The sequence below is a fragment of the Actinomadura hibisca NBRC 15177 genome (assembly GCF_001552635.1).
Classification (GTDB): domain Bacteria; phylum Actinomycetota; class Actinomycetes; order Streptosporangiales; family Streptosporangiaceae; genus Spirillospora; species Spirillospora hibisca.
Map to the genome: position 1 here is coordinate 23,091 of NZ_BCRO01000069.1, position 14,085 is coordinate 37,175.

General features: G+C 74.7%; 15 protein-coding genes. 7 read left to right on the plus strand and 8 right to left on the minus strand.

Going from position 1 to position 14,085, the window contains the following annotated elements:
• Nucleotides 1-115 precede the first annotated feature (115 nt).
• On the minus strand, nt 116-1,177 hold the full coding sequence (locus AH6_RS28620) for a glycoside hydrolase family 18 protein (protein ID WP_245679510.1): 1,062 nt from the start codon (nt 1,175-1,177) through the stop codon (nt 116-118).
• Between the two features lie 184 nt (nt 1,178-1,361).
• Between AH6_RS28620 and AH6_RS28625 the strand changes: the two genes are divergently transcribed.
• Nucleotides 1,362-1,592 carry a hypothetical protein gene (locus AH6_RS28625; RefSeq protein WP_067486002.1) on the plus strand — a complete coding sequence of 77 codons (231 nt, stop codon included), beginning with the start codon at nt 1,362-1,364 and terminating at the stop codon, nt 1,590-1,592.
• A gap of 13 nt (nt 1,593-1,605) precedes the next feature.
• On the opposite strand, the gene qcrB is transcribed toward AH6_RS28625, so the two are convergent.
• Nucleotides 1,606-2,922, minus strand: coding sequence for a cytochrome bc1 complex cytochrome b subunit (gene qcrB / locus AH6_RS28630; protein WP_067486004.1), 1,317 nt, complete (start codon nt 2,920-2,922; stop codon nt 1,606-1,608).
• An 87-nt stretch (nt 2,923-3,009) separates the two neighbouring features.
• A complete protein-coding gene (locus AH6_RS28635; protein ID WP_083983557.1) occupies nt 3,010-3,978 on the minus strand; it encodes a DMT family transporter in 969 nt (322 codons plus the stop codon).
• Here AH6_RS28635 and AH6_RS28640 point away from each other — a divergent pair.
• Nucleotides 3,977-5,365, plus strand: a complete 1,389-nt coding sequence (locus AH6_RS28640) for an aminotransferase-like domain-containing protein (protein WP_067486007.1) — start codon at nt 3,977-3,979, stop codon at nt 5,363-5,365. The two genes, AH6_RS28635 and AH6_RS28640, sit on opposite strands and share 2 nt — an antisense overlap.
• A gap of 4 nt (nt 5,366-5,369) precedes the next feature.
• Here the strand turns inward: AH6_RS28640 and AH6_RS28645 are convergent, their stop codons facing one another.
• Nucleotides 5,370-6,365 carry an alpha/beta fold hydrolase gene (locus AH6_RS28645; RefSeq protein WP_067486008.1) on the minus strand — a complete coding sequence of 332 codons (996 nt, stop codon included), beginning with the start codon at nt 6,363-6,365 and terminating at the stop codon, nt 5,370-5,372.
• Between the two features lie 108 nt (nt 6,366-6,473).
• Entirely contained in the window at nt 6,474-6,830 is a 357-nt protein-coding gene (locus AH6_RS28650) for a VOC family protein (RefSeq protein WP_067486009.1), read from the minus strand.
• Nucleotides 6,831-6,962: 132 nt separating this feature from the next.
• Between AH6_RS28650 and AH6_RS28655 the strand changes: the two genes are divergently transcribed.
• The 4 genes from AH6_RS28655 to AH6_RS28670 all read left to right on the plus strand — a co-directional run bounded on the left by AH6_RS28655 (nt 6,963) and on the right by AH6_RS28670 (nt 10,709).
• Complete coding sequence (locus tag AH6_RS28655) at nt 6,963-7,517, plus strand: CGNR zinc finger domain-containing protein (RefSeq protein ID WP_067486010.1); 555 nt, start codon at nt 6,963-6,965, stop codon at nt 7,515-7,517.
• Between the two features lie 36 nt (nt 7,518-7,553).
• A complete protein-coding gene (locus AH6_RS28660; RefSeq protein WP_067486011.1) occupies nt 7,554-8,099 on the plus strand; it encodes a GNAT family N-acetyltransferase in 546 nt (181 codons plus the stop codon).
• A gap of 62 nt (nt 8,100-8,161) precedes the next feature.
• On the plus strand, nt 8,162-9,808 hold the full coding sequence (locus tag AH6_RS28665) for an MFS transporter (protein WP_245679511.1): 1,647 nt from the start codon (nt 8,162-8,164) through the stop codon (nt 9,806-9,808).
• A gap of 34 nt (nt 9,809-9,842) precedes the next feature.
• Nucleotides 9,843-10,709: a 1,4-dihydroxy-2-naphthoate polyprenyltransferase gene (locus AH6_RS28670; protein WP_067486013.1), complete on the plus strand. Its 867-nt coding sequence runs from the start codon at nt 9,843-9,845 to the stop codon at nt 10,707-10,709.
• Here the strand turns inward: AH6_RS28670 and AH6_RS28675 are convergent.
• Together AH6_RS28675 and AH6_RS28680 are read right to left on the minus strand one after the other, a co-directional pair.
• Nucleotides 10,673-11,719 carry a hypothetical protein gene (locus AH6_RS28675; RefSeq protein ID WP_067486015.1) on the minus strand — a complete coding sequence of 349 codons (1,047 nt, stop codon included), beginning with the start codon at nt 11,717-11,719 and terminating at the stop codon, nt 10,673-10,675. The two genes, AH6_RS28670 and AH6_RS28675, sit on opposite strands and share 37 nt — an antisense overlap.
• A gap of 103 nt (nt 11,720-11,822) precedes the next feature.
• Nucleotides 11,823-12,509, minus strand: a complete 687-nt coding sequence (locus AH6_RS28680; RefSeq protein ID WP_067486017.1) for a uracil-DNA glycosylase — start codon at nt 12,507-12,509, stop codon at nt 11,823-11,825.
• Between the two features lie 113 nt (nt 12,510-12,622).
• Here AH6_RS28680 and modA point away from each other — a divergent pair, with 113 nt between their 5' ends.
• On the plus strand, nt 12,623-13,396 hold the full coding sequence (gene modA, locus AH6_RS28685) for a molybdate ABC transporter substrate-binding protein (RefSeq protein WP_067486019.1): 774 nt from the start codon (nt 12,623-12,625) through the stop codon (nt 13,394-13,396).
• 36 nt (nt 13,397-13,432) lie between these two features.
• Here the strand turns inward: modA and AH6_RS28690 are convergent, their stop codons facing one another.
• Nucleotides 13,433-13,939 carry an SRPBCC domain-containing protein gene (locus tag AH6_RS28690; RefSeq protein ID WP_083983559.1) on the minus strand — a complete coding sequence of 169 codons (507 nt, stop codon included), beginning with the start codon at nt 13,937-13,939 and terminating at the stop codon, nt 13,433-13,435.
• Between the last annotated feature and the right edge of the window lie 146 nt (nt 13,940-14,085).

Here is a 14,085-nt window from a genome sequence, read left to right on the forward strand (position 1 = left end):
CCTTACCATCCGCCAGGGAGGTGCTACGCACCGATGAGTACCCTGTGGACCGCGACCTATCCGGGGTTTCTGACCTGGAAGAACGCGCAAATGGGAACGTGACAAGCAGGGTGCCCTAAGCGCCAAAATTATCTGTCCCGGACGGCAGCCAAGTTGCTCGGTAACGGGCCCATTCCGCCGGATCGGTGGTCCATTCCGCGTAGATCCCGACGCCGTAGGGGCGGCGCGGGGCGCGGTCGAGGGCGTCCAGGCCGCGCCGGACGCCGCGCAGCGCGACGTCCAGATCCTCGGCCCAGGGCATCAGCGGCCGGTAGGTCGGCACGCCCATGATCACGGTGGTGCGGTCGCCGATGAGCCGCAACGTGCGCTCGGTGTGCCAGGCGAAGTGCCGCCCGGCCATGGACCGGGTGGGCAGCGACACGTCGTAAGTCATGATCGCGACCTGGTCGGCGCGGTCGGCCAGCGCCCGCAGGTAGTCGGCGGTGGGGCGGGGTGGATAGTGCACGGGCTCGGCGCCCCAGCCGCGCGGGACCAGCGCCTTCAGGACGGGCTGGACGGCGTCGACGAGGGTGAGCTGCTCGATCGCCACCGACAGCAGGGCCCCGCGCGGGCGGGTCAGCTCGCGGGTGCGGTCCAGCAGTTCCAGGAAGGCGCGGTCGTCGGGGTAGATCGGCTCGAAGTCGTAGTGGATGCCGCCGAACCCGAGGTCGAGGAAGGTCTTGCCGGTGGCCAGCACCCGCCCGCGCACCGCCGGGTCGTCCAGGTCGGTGATGCCCCGGCCGTCCACCTTGCGGATCTGGCCCAGGTACGCCTGGGAGCGCACGCCCGGCGCGTACCGGCGCATGGCCTCCACGAGCCTGCCCGCGTTGCGGTACTTGGCGGCGGGCACGGTGCCGTCGGCCTCGAACGGCCCGGCGTGGAAGTACACGTCGGTGATGCGGTTCTCGCGCAGCAGCGCGCCGAGGCGGCGGTACTCCTCCTCGGTGTGCGGCTCCCCCACCCACTGGTGGCGCGCCCACAGGGCGTTGGTCGTGGTGCCGCGCGCGGTGGGCTCGGTCTGCCACCACGCCCAGATCCCGGCCGTCGCGACCGCCGCCGCCACCAGCGCCAGGGCCGTCAGCCGGGCCGCCCACCGCAACGTCCGGCGGGCGGCGCGGCGCGCTCCGTGTCGTGTCATCCGGCAATGATCACTGACGAACGGGGCGGCGCGCCCTGTTGATCAAGTTTTGCCCCACCGTCCGCGCGTCGCACCTGGCGTTCCGCACCCCGGGTGCACCATGGCCGCAGGTGGCTCAGCGGGCGGAACTCGTGCACGTGCCGGGTGGGCCCACCCCTGCGCCAGCGGGGAACGGAGGTCTGCCATGCCAGGACGCTCCCACCGGAACCGGACCCGCCGGGACCAGGCGCGACGGCGACGGCCCCGGCCGGACGCCGACGCCGGGCCGGGCCCGCTGCTCAGCACCCGGGCCCTGGTGATCCTGCTGACGGGCGGCATCGCGGCCACCGTCGCCGCGATCGTGCCGGACGCCGCCGTGCCGATCGGCGTCGCGGTCGGCGTGGTGACGCTGCTGGCGCAGATCGTGCGCGACTGAGAACCGCCCCCGTTCAGTGCGAGGCGAGTTCGCGCTGCACCGGCTCGTGGATCTCGGTGAACCCGCCCGTCGGCGACATCACGATCCGGCCCGTCTCGCGGCCGTGGGCGGCCTCCTCGCGCTCGCGCCGGGTCAGGGCCAGGCACAGGCGGTGGGTGACGGCGTAGGCCAGCAGCGGGCCCACCAGCACCGCGACGCGGAAGAACCAGGTGACGGTGAACAACGACAGGTGGAACTCGACGGCGATCTGGTCGTTGGCCGACGCCGCCCACAGCAGGCCGTAGAACGTCGCCCCGGCCGCGCCGACGCCCGTGCGGACGGCCGCGTCGCGGGGACGGTCCAGCAGGTCGTGGACGCGGTCGTCGCCGGTGAGGCGGCGCTCCACCCACGGGTAGGCGGCGAGCACGGTGAAGAACGCGCCCGGGATCAGCAGGGCGGGGACCAGGACCGCCAGGGTGAGCGGGTGGCCCGCGACGCTCGGCTCCCAGTTGGGCATGATGCGGATCGCGCCGTCCAGGAAGCCCATGTACCAGTCGGGGACGGCTCCGGCCGTGGTGTCGCCGGGGCGGTAGGGGCCGTAGTTCCAGATCGGGTTGATCTGCGCGACCGTGCCCAGCATCGACAACACGCCCGCGACGAACAGGAACAGCGCCGCCGACGCCGCCCGCGCGGGCACCTCCGGAGCGGGCCGGAAGCGGGTGTGCCCGTTCCGGCGGACCATGCGGCCGCGCAGCAGGAACAGCCCGCCCATCACGACCGGGATCAGCGTGATGTGCAGCCAGTACGCCCCCGGGATGGCGGCGTCGCCGGGGAAGTCCCCGCCGAAGACCAGGTGGGCCAGGTCGGTGCCGACGAACGGGATCGCGAGGGTGATGCTCTGGACCAGGCCGAGGGTGCCGCCCGACAACATGTCGTCGGGCAGCAGCCCGCCGGTCACGCCCGCGACCATCGCCAGCACGAACAGCGCGACCCAGACCAGCCACCCCACGGCGCGGGGCCGCCGGAACGCGCCGGTGAAGAACATCCGGAGCAGCTGGCAGGCGATCGCGGCGGGCAGGAGCAGCGCGGCCCAGTGGTGGATCTGCCGCACCAGCAGGCCGCCGCGCGTGTCGAGGCTGAGGTCCATGGTCGACTCGTAGGCGCGGCTGACCGGGACGCCGCGCAGCGGCTCGTAGGAGCCCTGATACGGGGCCTGGGTCATGTCGGGGGTGTAGAAGAACGTCAGGAACGCGCCGGTGACCAGCAGCACCGCGAAGCAGTACACCGCGATCTGGCCGAACAGGAACGACCAGTGGTCGGCCGTCGCGCGGCGGGGGAGGTGGAGGCGCATGAGCGTCGTCCCTTCGCGAAGGGGATGTCACTCATGAAGACCGCACCCGGCCCCCGGACGTGACAGGCGCGGGCTGTGAGCCCCGTCTCAGACGCCCACCCTCCCCTCACGTACGGCTTTCTCGGGCGTCACGAGGAGCGGCGCGGCGGGGGCCGTCCGGCGCACGCGCGTGCGCTGGGTGAGCGCGACGCACACCAGCACGCCGAGCGCGGCCAGGAGCGTGGCGGAGTCGATCTCGTCGCCCAGCAGCAGCGCCGCCCACGCCATCGTCAGCACCGGCTGGGCGAGCTGGACCTGGCTGGCGCGGGCGATCCCGGCCCGCGCCAGGCCCTCGTACCAAGCGAAGAAGCCGAGGTAGGCCGAGAACAGCGCCACGTAGCCGAAGGCGGACGCCGTGCGGGCGGTCCAGTGCTGGTCGGTGGTCGCCAGCAGCCACCCCGTGGCGGGGAAGGTGATCGGGGCGCAGAGGATCAGCGCCCAGGAGATGACCCGCCAGCCGGGCATCTCGCGCGCCAGCCGCCCGCCCTCGGTGTAGCCGATCGCGGCGGCGGCCAGCGAGCCGAACAGCAGCAGGTCCGCGCCGGTCACCTGGCCCGCGCCCCGGACGACGGCGAAGGCGGTGACGCACGCCGCGCCGCCCATGCTGGCCAGCCAGAACGCGCGGGAGGGGCGTTCCCCGGCGCGCAGCACGGCGGCGACGGCGGTCGCGGCGGGCAGCAGGCCGACCACCACGGCCGAGTGCGCCGAGGACGCGCCCCGGTCCAGCGCCAGCGTGCTCAGCAGCGGGAACCCGAAGATCACACCCGCGCCCACCGCCGCCAGCGCGGGCCACTGGTCGCGGCGCGGCGGCCGGGCGCGCACCGCCAGCAGCGCGACGGCCGCGACGACGGTGGCGACGGCCGACCGGCCGATGCCGATCAGGTAGGGGTCCAGGCCGTCCAGCCCGACGGCGGTGGCGGGCAGGGTGAAGGAGTAGACCAGCACGCCGAGCGCGGCGAGCCCGAGGCCGCCGAGCGCTTTCGACGGCGGGGCAGTAGCGCTATCGTTATCTCTCATGCAACAGGATAGCAGTGCGGCGGCTCTGGCGGATCGGCTGCGGCCCGAGATCGGCCGGCTGCGGCCCGGCGACCGGCTGCCGTCCAGCCGCGCGCTGGTGGAGCGGCACAAGGTCAGCCCGGTCACGGTGGCGCGGGCGCTGCAACTGCTGAGCACCGAGGGGCTGGTGGTGACGCGGCCGGGCAGCGGCACGTTCGCCGCCGCGCGGCCCGGCCCGGCCGCCCGGCCCGCCGACCTCGGCTGGCAGGCGCTCGCGCTCGGCGACCGCGCGGTGGACGCCTCCGGGGTGTCGTGGCTGCTCACGCCGCCGCCGGAGGGCGCGATCGCGCTGAGCGGCGGCTACCTGCACCCGACGTTGCAGCCCACCCGCGCGCTGGCGGCGGCCGCGGCCCGCGCGGCGCGGCGGCCCGACGCCTGGGAGCTGCCGCCGCTCGGCGGGTCGGCCGAGTTGCGCGCCTGGTTCGCGCGGGCGGTCGGCGGGCACGCCGCGCCGTCCGACGTGCTGATCACCAGTGGCGGGCAGCAGGCGCTGACCACGGTCCTGCGAGCGCTACTGCCTCCGGGCGCGCCGGTGCTGGTGGAGTCGCCCACCTACCTGGGCGCGCTGGCGGTCGCGCGGGCCAGCGGGCTGCACCCGGTGCCGGTCCCGATGGACGGCGACGGATTGCGCCCGGACCTGCTGGCCGAGGCGTTCGCGGCGACCGGCGCGCGGGCGCTGTACTGCCAGCCCACCTTCCACAACCCGACCGGCGCGGTGCTGACCGCCGCGCGGCGGGCGGAGGTGCTGGCGGTGGCGCGGAGCGCGGGCGCGTTCGTCGTCGAGGACGACTTCGCCCGGCACCTCGGCATCGAGCCAGGCCCACCGCCGCTGGCCGCGCTGGACGGCGACGGCCGGGTGGTCCACATCGCCTCGCTGACCAAGGCGACCGCGCCCAGCCTGCGGGTGGCGGCGGTGATCGCGCGCGGTCCGGTCGCCGAGCGCATCCGCGCCACCCAGCTGGTGGAGGAGTTCTTCCCGGCCCGGCCGCTCCAGGAGACGCTGCTGGAGTTGGTCAGCTCGCCGGGCTGGCCGCGCCACCTGCGCGCGGTGCGCACGGCGCTGAAGGCGCGGCGCGACGCGGTGGCGGCCGCCTTCGCCGAGCACCTGCCGGGCGTGCCGATCAGCCGCCCGGCGGGCGGCATGCACCAGTGGGCGCGGCTGCCCGACGGCACCGACGACGTGGAGCTGGCCGAGGCCGCGCTGCGCGCCGGGGTGCTGGTGAGCGCCGGGCGACCGTTCTTCCCGGCCGAGCCGCCGGGCCCCCACCTGCGCGTCAGCTACGGCTCCGCGGCGTCGGAGGGCGAGCTGGTCGAGGGGGTCCGGCGGCTGGCCGCCGTGCTCGGCTGAGCCGTCAGGGGCGGAAGAAGGCGAGGGCCCGCTCGGTCAGGAAGGCCGGGTTCTCCTCGGGGATGAAGTGGCCGGAGTCGGGGGCGACCACCTCGCGGACGTCGTCGGCGACGTTGCGGAACGACTGGGCGATCAGGCCCTGCATCGCGTACTGGCCGCCCATCGCGAGCACCGGCATCCTCAGCCGCCTGGCCGCGTTCGCGCGGTTGTCGGCGGCGTCGGCGCCGAAGGCGCGGTAGTACTCGAAGCCCGCGCTGCGGTCGGCGGGGTCGGCGTAGGCGCAGAAGTAGCGTTCCCGGTCCACGGCCTCGGGGTGGCGGGTGCCGTTGTAGATGGAACCGTAGAACGGGCGCACGTCGTCGTTGTCCACGATCTGCTCGGGGACGGGCCTCGGCATCTGGTTGAACTCGATGTGCCAGGTGACGGCGTACAGGTCCGCCAGCCCGAAGCCGGGCAGCGGGGATTCCAGCGCCGCGAGCCGGGTCACCTCGTCGGGGAAGTCGCGGGCGTAGGGATAGCCGATCGAGACGCCGAGGTCGTGGGCCAGGATGCCGATCTTCCGGTAGCCCAGCTTGTGGACGGCCTCGCGCAGGCGCTTGGCGGTGGTGGCCTTGTCGTACCCGCCGGGCGGCGCGGTGGAGTCGCCGAGGCCGGGCAGGTCCACGGCGATCACCGTGTGCTCGCGGGCCAGGGCGGGCATGACCTTGTGCCAGGACCACCAGGTCTCGGGCCAGCCGTGCACCAGCAGCAGCGGCGGGCCGGAGCCGCCGCGCACGTAGTGCAGGACCCCGCCCGCCACCTGCACCCTGCCGTGCTCGAACCCGGGGGCGAAGCGGGCCGGTCCCGTGGCCGGCTCCCCGGGCGGCTCGGCTCCGGCGGGGCCCGCCGAGCCGGTCGCGAGCGCCACGGTTGCGGCCAGCGCGGCGAGGCCCCCGGCCAGGGCCCGCCAGGACCGGCGGGCCCGTGCTTCGATCTTGGACGTTGGACGGCTCCGCGGCATGGGCGCTCCCGTGCGTCGGTCACGATCGGTCAGTGGAGAGGACCGCCGCGACGGCCGGAAGTCATCGCTTCCCGCCCAGATCGCCGCAAAGTCGGGTGAATGCCCAGGTCACTCGGGGCAGAGGCAGAACTCGTTGCCCTCCGGGTCGCGCCAGACGCGGAAGGCGCGGCCGGGGTAGTTCTCGATCGGCTCGCCGGCCGGGGTCGCCCCCAGCGCGCGAGCCCGCTCCCCCGCCTCGTGGATGTCGGGGACCGCCAGGTCCAGGTGCAGGCGGTTCTTGACCCGCTTGCCCTCGGGCACCAGCTGGAACGAGAGCACCGGGCCGCCCGGCCCCAGCGGCTCCAGGTCGGCCCAGTCCCCCTCCAGGGAGGTGATCTTCATATTGAGCAGCGCGCTCCAGAACGTGGTCACCGCGTCAAGGTCGGCGCAGTCGAACACCAGGTTCGTCACCTTCGGGATGGTCATGTCGCTCCTGTTTCCGCCGAACCGTTTCGTCACCAGTGAAAACCGTACGGTGGTGTCACCGGCTGCGCAACCGGCCAACCGGGAAAGCCGGTGTCCCCGCTGCTAGGCTCGGAGGCGGAAGGAAGGACCCCGATGACCGACGTACCGCCGGGCGTCCCCGGTCCCGCGCCGCTGCTGCGGGACTTCGTCAACACGCTCGACGTGGAGTGCGACGCCGACGAGCTGGCCACGCCCGCGCGCCTGGCGCAGTGGCTGAACGCCCGGGAGCTGGGCCCCGCCGACCTGACCGCCACCCCCGGCGACCTGGCCACCGCGCTCGGGCTGCGCGAGGGGCTGCGCGCGGCGATGCTCGACCACCACGGGCCGCCCCTGCCCGCCCTCCCGCCGGGCCTGGACGCGGCGCTCGCCCGGCTGCCGCTGCGCGTCGCCCTCACCGAGGACGGCCCCGCGCTGGTCCCGGTCGGCACCGGCGCCGCCGCCGCGCTGGCCCGGCTCGCCGCCGCCGTGGTGGCCGCCGACGCCGAGGGCAGCTGGTCCCGGCTCAAGGTCTGCCAGGAGGACACCTGCCGCTGGGCGTTCCTGGACACCTCCAAGAACCGCTCCCGGTCCTGGTGCTCGATGCGCGTGTGCGGCAACCGCACCAAGACGCGCGCCTACCGGGCCCGGCGGAAGGCCGGCACGCCCTAGGCTGGGCCCGCATCCGGACGAGAGGACCAGACCCCCATGGCAGATGTAGGCGTACGGCCCGCCCGCCGCGCGGACGCCGCCGCCGTCGCCGACATCCAGGTCCGCGCCTGGCGGCAGGGCTACCGCGACCTGCTGCCCGCCGCCGCGCTGGAGCGGGTGACCGGGCCCGAGGCCCGCGACGCCTGGCGCGAGCAGTGGGCCGCGTCGGTGAGCGCGCCGCCCAGCCCGCGGCACCGGCTGCTGGTCGCGGTCGCCTCCGACCTGGTGGTGGGGTTCGCCGCGCACGCGCCCGCCGAGGACCCCGACCACGACCCGGCGGCCGCCGCCGAGCTGCTGACCCTGCTGGTCGACCCGGTGCACGCCCGCGCCGGGCACGGCAGCCGCCTGCTGGCGGCCACCGTGGACCTGCTGCGCGAGGACGCCGCCGAGACCTTGATCACGTGGGCGTTCGAGGGCGACCGGGTGCTGCGCGGCTTCCTGGCCACCGCGGGCTGGGCCCCCGACGGCGCCGCCCGCACCCTGGACATGGGCGAGCCGGTCCGCCAGGTGCGGCTGCACACCGACATCCGGCCCGCGCCCTGACCCGCGCCCCGAACGGAGGGGCCGGTGAGGGGCATCAAGGGCCCGGCCTTATGTTGGACATCGTGCCCCAGCCCACCTCTCTGACCTCCGAGCGGCCCCTGCGCCCCGGCGGGACCGGCGGCGACCCCGCCCGCCGCCGCTGGCTCGGCGTGATCGTGATCAGCCTCGGCGTCTCGATGATCATCGTGGACGCCACGATCGTCGGCGTGCTGCTGCCGCAGATGGTCGCCGACCTGCGGATGTCCACCGGGCAGGCCGAGTGGGTCACCTCGGTCTACGCCCTGGTGTTCGCCGCGCTGCTGATCCCGTTCGGCCGCGCCGGCGACGTGGTGGGGCGCCGCCGCATGTTCCTGCTGGGCGTGGCGGTGTTCACGCTGGCCAGCCTGGCGGTCGCGGCGGCGGGCGACGGCAGCGCGCTGATCGCGGCGCGCGCGGCACAGGGCGTGGGCGCGTCCATGGTGATGCCCGCCGCGCTCGCCACGCTGAACGCGCAGTTCACCGGACGCGACCGCGCGCACGCCTTCGGCGTCTGGGGCGCGCTGCTCAGCGGCATGGCCGCGCTCGGCCCGCTGGTCGGCGGCGCGCTGGCCACCGGCGGCGGCTGGCGCTGGGCGTTCTGGATCAACCTGCCGGCGGGCGTCGTGCTGATCGCCGCGGCCGTCGCGCTGCTGCCCGAGACCCGGGAGGCCGCCGGGCGGGCGCTGCGCAAGGAGATCGACTGGCCGGGCGCGGCGTTGTCGGCGCTGGCGCTGGGCGCGCTGGTGTGCGGGCTGATCGAGGGCCCCTTCTACGGCTGGTGGACCGCCACCCGCGACCTGTCGGTCGCGGGGTTGTCGCCGGTGCCGGTCGTGCTGGGGCTGGGCACGGTGCTGCTGGCGGCGCTGGTGGCGGTCGAGCGGGCGCGGGCGGCGGCCGGGCGGCCGGTCATGCTGGACCTGTCGCTGTTCACGATCCCCAACTTCCGCAACGGCAACCTGGCGTCCGCGCTGATCAACGTGGGCGAGCTGGGCCTGGTGTTCGTGCTGCCGCTGTTCCTGCTCGGCGTGCACGGCACCTCCCCCGTGCAGATCAGCCTGGCGATCCTGCCACTGGCGGTCGGCGCGTTCCTGTCGGGCGGTTACGCCGGGAAGCTGGCGCGCAAACGCGGCGCGCACCGCGTCGTGCAGATCGGCATGGTCCTGGAGGTCGCGGCGGTGCTCGGCCTCGGCCTGACGATCACCGCGACCACCGGCGGGCTCGGCATCGCGCCGTGGATGCTGGTCTACGGGTTCGGCCTCGGCCTGACCTCGGCGCAGCTCACCAACGTCTCCCTCGCCGACGTGCCGCCCGCTCGCGCCGGGCAGGCGTCCGGCACCCAGTCCACCGCGCGCCAGGTCGGCGCGGCGCTCGGCATCGCGCTGATCGGGACGGTGTTCGCCACCGGTCTCGGCCGCACGATGGCCGACCGGCTGGAGCACACCGACCTGCCCGCCGAGCGGCGCGCCGCGCTGGTGCACGAGCTGCGCGACAGCGCGGGCACCTCGGCCCGCGACCTGCACCGCGCGCCCGGCACGGAGACGGCGGCGCGGGCCGCCGACCAGAGCCTGGCGGCGGCGGCGCGGGGCGGCGTGCTCACCACCGCCGCGATCCTGGCGTTCGGCCTGGTCCTGTCGTTGCGGTTGCGTCCCGGCCGCACCGATGTCCAAGATCGGGAAGAATCGAAGGCATAGTCCCCTGTCGTCCCACGAGAACCAACGGTAACCAGTGGCCACGCTCTCCCAATGGGTCGCCGGGTCCCGGCCCCGCACCCTGCCCGCTTCCCTCGTCCCCGTCATCGTCGGCACCGGCGTCGCGATCGGCGAGGGCCACGCCGTGTGGTGGCGCGCCGCGCTGGCCGCCTTCGTCGCCCTGATCCTCCAGGTCGGGGTGAACTACTCCAACGACTACAGCGACGGCGTGCGCGGCACCGACGAGGACCGCGTCGGCCCGCTGCGGCTGGTCGGTTCCCGGGTCGCCAAGCCCAAGCAGGTGCTGGCCGCCGCCCTGCTGTGCTTCGCGCTGGCGGCCGTCGCGGGCCTGGTGCTGGCGGCGGTGACGAGCTGGTGGCTGCTGCTGATCGGCGCGGCGGCGATCCTGGCGGCCTGGTTCTACACCGGCGGCAAGACGCCCTACGGGTACCGGGCGCTGGGCGAGATCTCGGTGTTCGTGTTCTTCGGCCTGGTCGCGGTGGTCGGCACCGTCTACGTGCAGACCGAGACGCTGCCGTGGGAGGCGTGGGCGGCGGCCGTGCCCGTCGGCCTGCTGGCCTGCGCGATGCTGGTGGTCAACAACCTGCGCGACATCCCCACCGACCGGGAGTCGGACAAGCGCACCCTGGCGGTGCTGCTGGGCGACAAGTGGACCCGCATCCTGTACTCGGCGTGCGTCTCGCTGCCCTACACGTTCGTGCTGGCGCTGGCGGCACCGCACCCGTGGGTGTTGCTGGCGCTGCTGTCCGCGCCGCTGTCGGTGCCGCCCACGCAGAAGGTCCTGAACGGGGCGAACGGTCCCTACCTGATCCCCGTGCTCGGCGAGACCGGCCGCCTCCAGATCGCCTACGGGGCGCTGCTCGCCGTCGGCCTGGCGCTCTGACGGGCGCTCTCTCCGGCGTTGCGGGCTGACGCCTCCGCCAGCAGGAACATCCCGGTCAGGCCCATGACCAGGCCGCCCAGCAGCGCGGCGAGCTGGGTGTAGCCCATGGCCACGGTGGTGTCGGCGCCCATCCCGCCCGGCTGGGCCAGCGTGCTCAGCGACGAGTACAGGCCCCACGCGAAGGCGGCTCCGGCGCCCGTCCACACCGCGACCAGCGCCGGCACGGCCCGGCCGCGCCGGTGGACCAGCGCCAGCAGGCCCGCCACGGCGGCCAGGGCGACCAGGCCGGAGACCGCCGCGACCGTCTGCTGCGCGATCGTCAGCCCGCGCGCCGGGTCGTCGGGCTGGCCGAGCCCGCTGCCCGCCGCCCAGACCAGCTCCATCGCCGCGTAGCCGACGGTGGGCACGGCGGCGGCGTAGGCCAGCACCTGCTGGACGGGGCGCGTCGCCCCCTGGGCCAGGTCCGCCGCGCGCAGGGCGAACACGTGCGGCCAGCGGGCGCGGGCGTACAACACGAACGTGGTGACCAGGCCGATGCCCTGGACGCTGAAACCGCCGTAGACCATCACGAACACCCAGCCCCGCAACATCTCGTCCTGCGTGTCGGGGACGATGGGCGCGGAGCTGGTGAGGCCCTGGAGGGCGGCGCCCAGCGGGAGGCCCAGCACGATGGGGGCCAGCAGCCCGGTGCCCACCCACATGGGGATCACCACCAGCCACGCGGGCAGCCGCCGACCCCACGCGAAGGTGAAGGCCAGCACGATCGCGACCGCCACCGCGTCCATCGCCATCGTGACGGCGTTGGCCGCGTACAGGGCGGTGTCCTGCGGGGCGGAGCCGTCGCGCCAGCCGATCGAGCCGCCCGCCAGCCAGCTCAGCTTGAGGGTGAGGTAGGGGACGCAGGCCAGGATCGTCAGCGCGCACACGGCGAGGCGGAGGACGCCCGGACGCGCGCCGGGCGCGGCCGGGGCGGCGGGCGCGGGGAGTACGGCGGAAGGGGTCGTGGTCATGCCCCCGACTCTGCCGCCGGGGCCGCCGCGCGGCCTCCCGCCCCGAGGTGAACCGCTTCCCCCGCGCGGGGGAAGCGGCCCGGCCCACCGGGATCGACCGGGGTCAGTCGACCGCGTGCTCCCAGCGGATCTCCGGCTCGCCGGCGTCGGCCAGCGCCTTGTTGACCTTGCTGAACGGCTTGGTGCCCAGGAACTTCTTGGCGCTGAGCGGGCTGGGGTGCGCCGACTCGATCACCACGTGCCGGTCGTGGGTGACCAGCTTGGCCTTCTTGCGCGCGTAGGCGCCCCACAGGACGAAGACGACCCGCTCGTCCTTGTCGTTGAGGGCGCGGATGGCGGCGTCGGTGAACTCCTCCCAGCCCTTGCCCGCGTGCGACCCGGCGTCGCCCGCGCGGACGGTCAGCACCGCGTTGAGCAGCAGCACGCCCTGGTCGGCCCACGGCGTGAGGTCGCCGGTGGTGGCCATCGAGACGTCGAGGTCGCCGGCGAGCTCCTTGTAGATGTTGCGCAGCGACGGCGGGATGCGCACGCCCGGCCGCACGCTGAAGCTGAGGCCGTGGGCCTGGCCGGGGCCGTGGTAGGGGTCCTGGCCGAGGATCAGCACCCGCGCCCGGTCGTAGGGGCAGTGCCGGAAGGCGTTGAACAGGTCCTCGCGCGGCGGGTAGACGGTCTGCTCGTCGTACTCCTGGGACACGAAGGCGCTCAGGGCCGCGACCTTGATGGGGTCGAGGTACGGGTCGATCTTGCCCCGCCAGTCCGCGGGCAACGATTCCATCAGGTCGAGCGACATTCCAGGGCCTCCGAGGACGTGTTCTCCAGCTACCGGAAACCCTAGTGGCCGCCACTGACACGCCCGGCGGGAATCACCGGAGCGAAGCGCCCGACTCCGTAGGATGGGGCCATATGCCCGACTCCCCCCGCTGGCGGCGCCCCCTGGCCGCCGTGCTCGCCGCGTGCGGTCTGGCCGCCTCCCTCCAGGGTTGCGGCGGTTCCGGCACCGCGACGCTCACCGTGCTCGGCGCGTCCTCGCTGACCGAGGTCATGGCCGAGCTCGCCGCGACCTACGACCGCACCCACCCCCGGGTGCGGGTGCGCGCCGAGTTCGGCGGGTCGCAGGAGATGGTGGCCCGGCTGGGCGACCACGAGCGCGGCGACGTGCTGGTCACCGCGGGCGAGGCGGCGATGACCAAGGCCAAGGCGTACCTGACCGAGCGCCGCCGGGTGGTGGCGCACAACTCGCTGACGATCGCGGTCGCGCCGGGCAACCCCCGGCGGGTCACCGGCCTCGCCGACCTGGCCCGGCCGGGGCTGCGGGTCACCGTCGGGGCGGCCAGCAACCCGGCCGGGGTCTACGCCCGGCAGATCTTCGCCCGCGCCGGGTTGCAGGTGCGCTGGACCAGCGAGGAGATCAGCGCGCGGGCGGTGCTGGACCGGGTGCGCGGCGGCCGCGCCGACGCCGGGCTGGTGTACATCACCGACATGCGCTCGGCGGGCATCGCGGCCGACAGCGTGCCGATCCCGGCCGACGCGAACGTGACCGCCACCTACCCGGCCGCGGCCGTCAAGGGCGGCGACCACGAGGAGGAGGCCGAGGCGTTCGTGGGGTGGCTGGCCTCCGCCGAGGCGGCGCAGGTGTTCCACAAGTACGGGTTCGCCACGCCCACCCCGCCGAAGTAGCGGCGCGGCGGCCCGCCCGGCCGCGCCCGGCGCCGGTCACGCGCGCTCGGCCCGCGCCTTGAGCGCGGCGTTCATCGCGGCGAACTCGTCGGCCATGTCGAGCAGGCCGCCCGCGACCGGCACCAGCGCGCCGCTGAACCGCTCCCCCTGCGTGAGGCGCACCCTGCCGCCGCCCATGGGCTCGATCGTGAAGTAGTGCTCGCCGTCCACGATTCCGGGCGCCCACGCACGGCCGATCCAGCGCAGCTCGCGGCCGGGCTCGGCGGCCAGGACCTTCGGCTCGAACGCCATGACGCCGCCGGTGTCCCGGAGCCGGTTGTGCAGGGTGGCGCCCTTCCGGGCCTCGCCCTCGGCGCTGACGATGAACGGGTTCCAGTGGGGATAGCTGCCGAAGTCGGTCAGCTCGGCCCAGACGCGGTCGGCGGAGGCGGCGATCTCGACGCTGGTGGTGACCTCGCGCGGGGCCAGGTGGCCCCAGGCGGCCAGGGTGGCGGCCGGGACCAGGACGGCGGCGGACAGGGCGGCGGCGACACGACCGATCATGACGGCTCCTCGAAGCTAACGGGTCTTTTGTTTTGGCTAATACCGTTAGCTGAACATTAGCTAACGGTATTAGCTTTGGCAAGGGGCCGTTTCGCGGGGTTCCGGCCGGGAAGACCTTGATCACTCCGGTCGGGGGGCCGCAGTGA

Bases quoted from the DNA above. Each gene is read 5' to 3' on its own strand.
- AH6_RS28650 (WP_067486009.1), bottom strand. From the start codon at position 6,830: ATGACCATCCCGAAGGTGACGAACCTGGTGTTCGACTGCGCCGACCTT.
- AH6_RS28645 (WP_067486008.1), bottom strand. From the start codon at position 6,365: ATGCCGCGGAGCCGTCCAACGTCCAAGATCGAAGCACGGGCCCGCCGG.
- AH6_RS28675 (WP_067486015.1), bottom strand. From the start codon at position 11,719: ATGACCACGACCCCTTCCGCCGTACTCCCCGCGCCCGCCGCCCCGGCC.
- AH6_RS28620 (WP_245679510.1), bottom strand. From the start codon at position 1,177: ATGACACGACACGGAGCGCGCCGCGCCGCCCGCCGGACGTTGCGGTGG.
- AH6_RS28635 (WP_083983557.1), bottom strand. From the start codon at position 3,978: ATGAGAGATAACGATAGCGCTACTGCCCCGCCGTCGAAAGCGCTCGGC.
- AH6_RS28660 (WP_067486011.1), top strand. From the start codon at position 7,554: ATGGCAGATGTAGGCGTACGGCCCGCCCGCCGCGCGGACGCCGCCGCC.
- AH6_RS28680 (WP_067486017.1), bottom strand. From the start codon at position 12,509: ATGTCGCTCGACCTGATGGAATCGTTGCCCGCGGACTGGCGGGGCAAG.
- qcrB (WP_067486004.1), bottom strand. From the start codon at position 2,922: ATGCGCCTCCACCTCCCCCGCCGCGCGACGGCCGACCACTGGTCGTTC.
- AH6_RS28655 (WP_067486010.1), top strand. From the start codon at position 6,963: ATGACCGACGTACCGCCGGGCGTCCCCGGTCCCGCGCCGCTGCTGCGG.
- AH6_RS28690 (WP_083983559.1), bottom strand. From the start codon at position 13,939: ATGATCGGTCGTGTCGCCGCCGCCCTGTCCGCCGCCGTCCTGGTCCCG.
- AH6_RS28640 (WP_067486007.1), top strand. From the start codon at position 3,977: ATGCAACAGGATAGCAGTGCGGCGGCTCTGGCGGATCGGCTGCGGCCC.
- modA (WP_067486019.1), top strand. From the start codon at position 12,623: ATGCCCGACTCCCCCCGCTGGCGGCGCCCCCTGGCCGCCGTGCTCGCC.
- AH6_RS28625 (WP_067486002.1), top strand. From the start codon at position 1,362: ATGCCAGGACGCTCCCACCGGAACCGGACCCGCCGGGACCAGGCGCGA.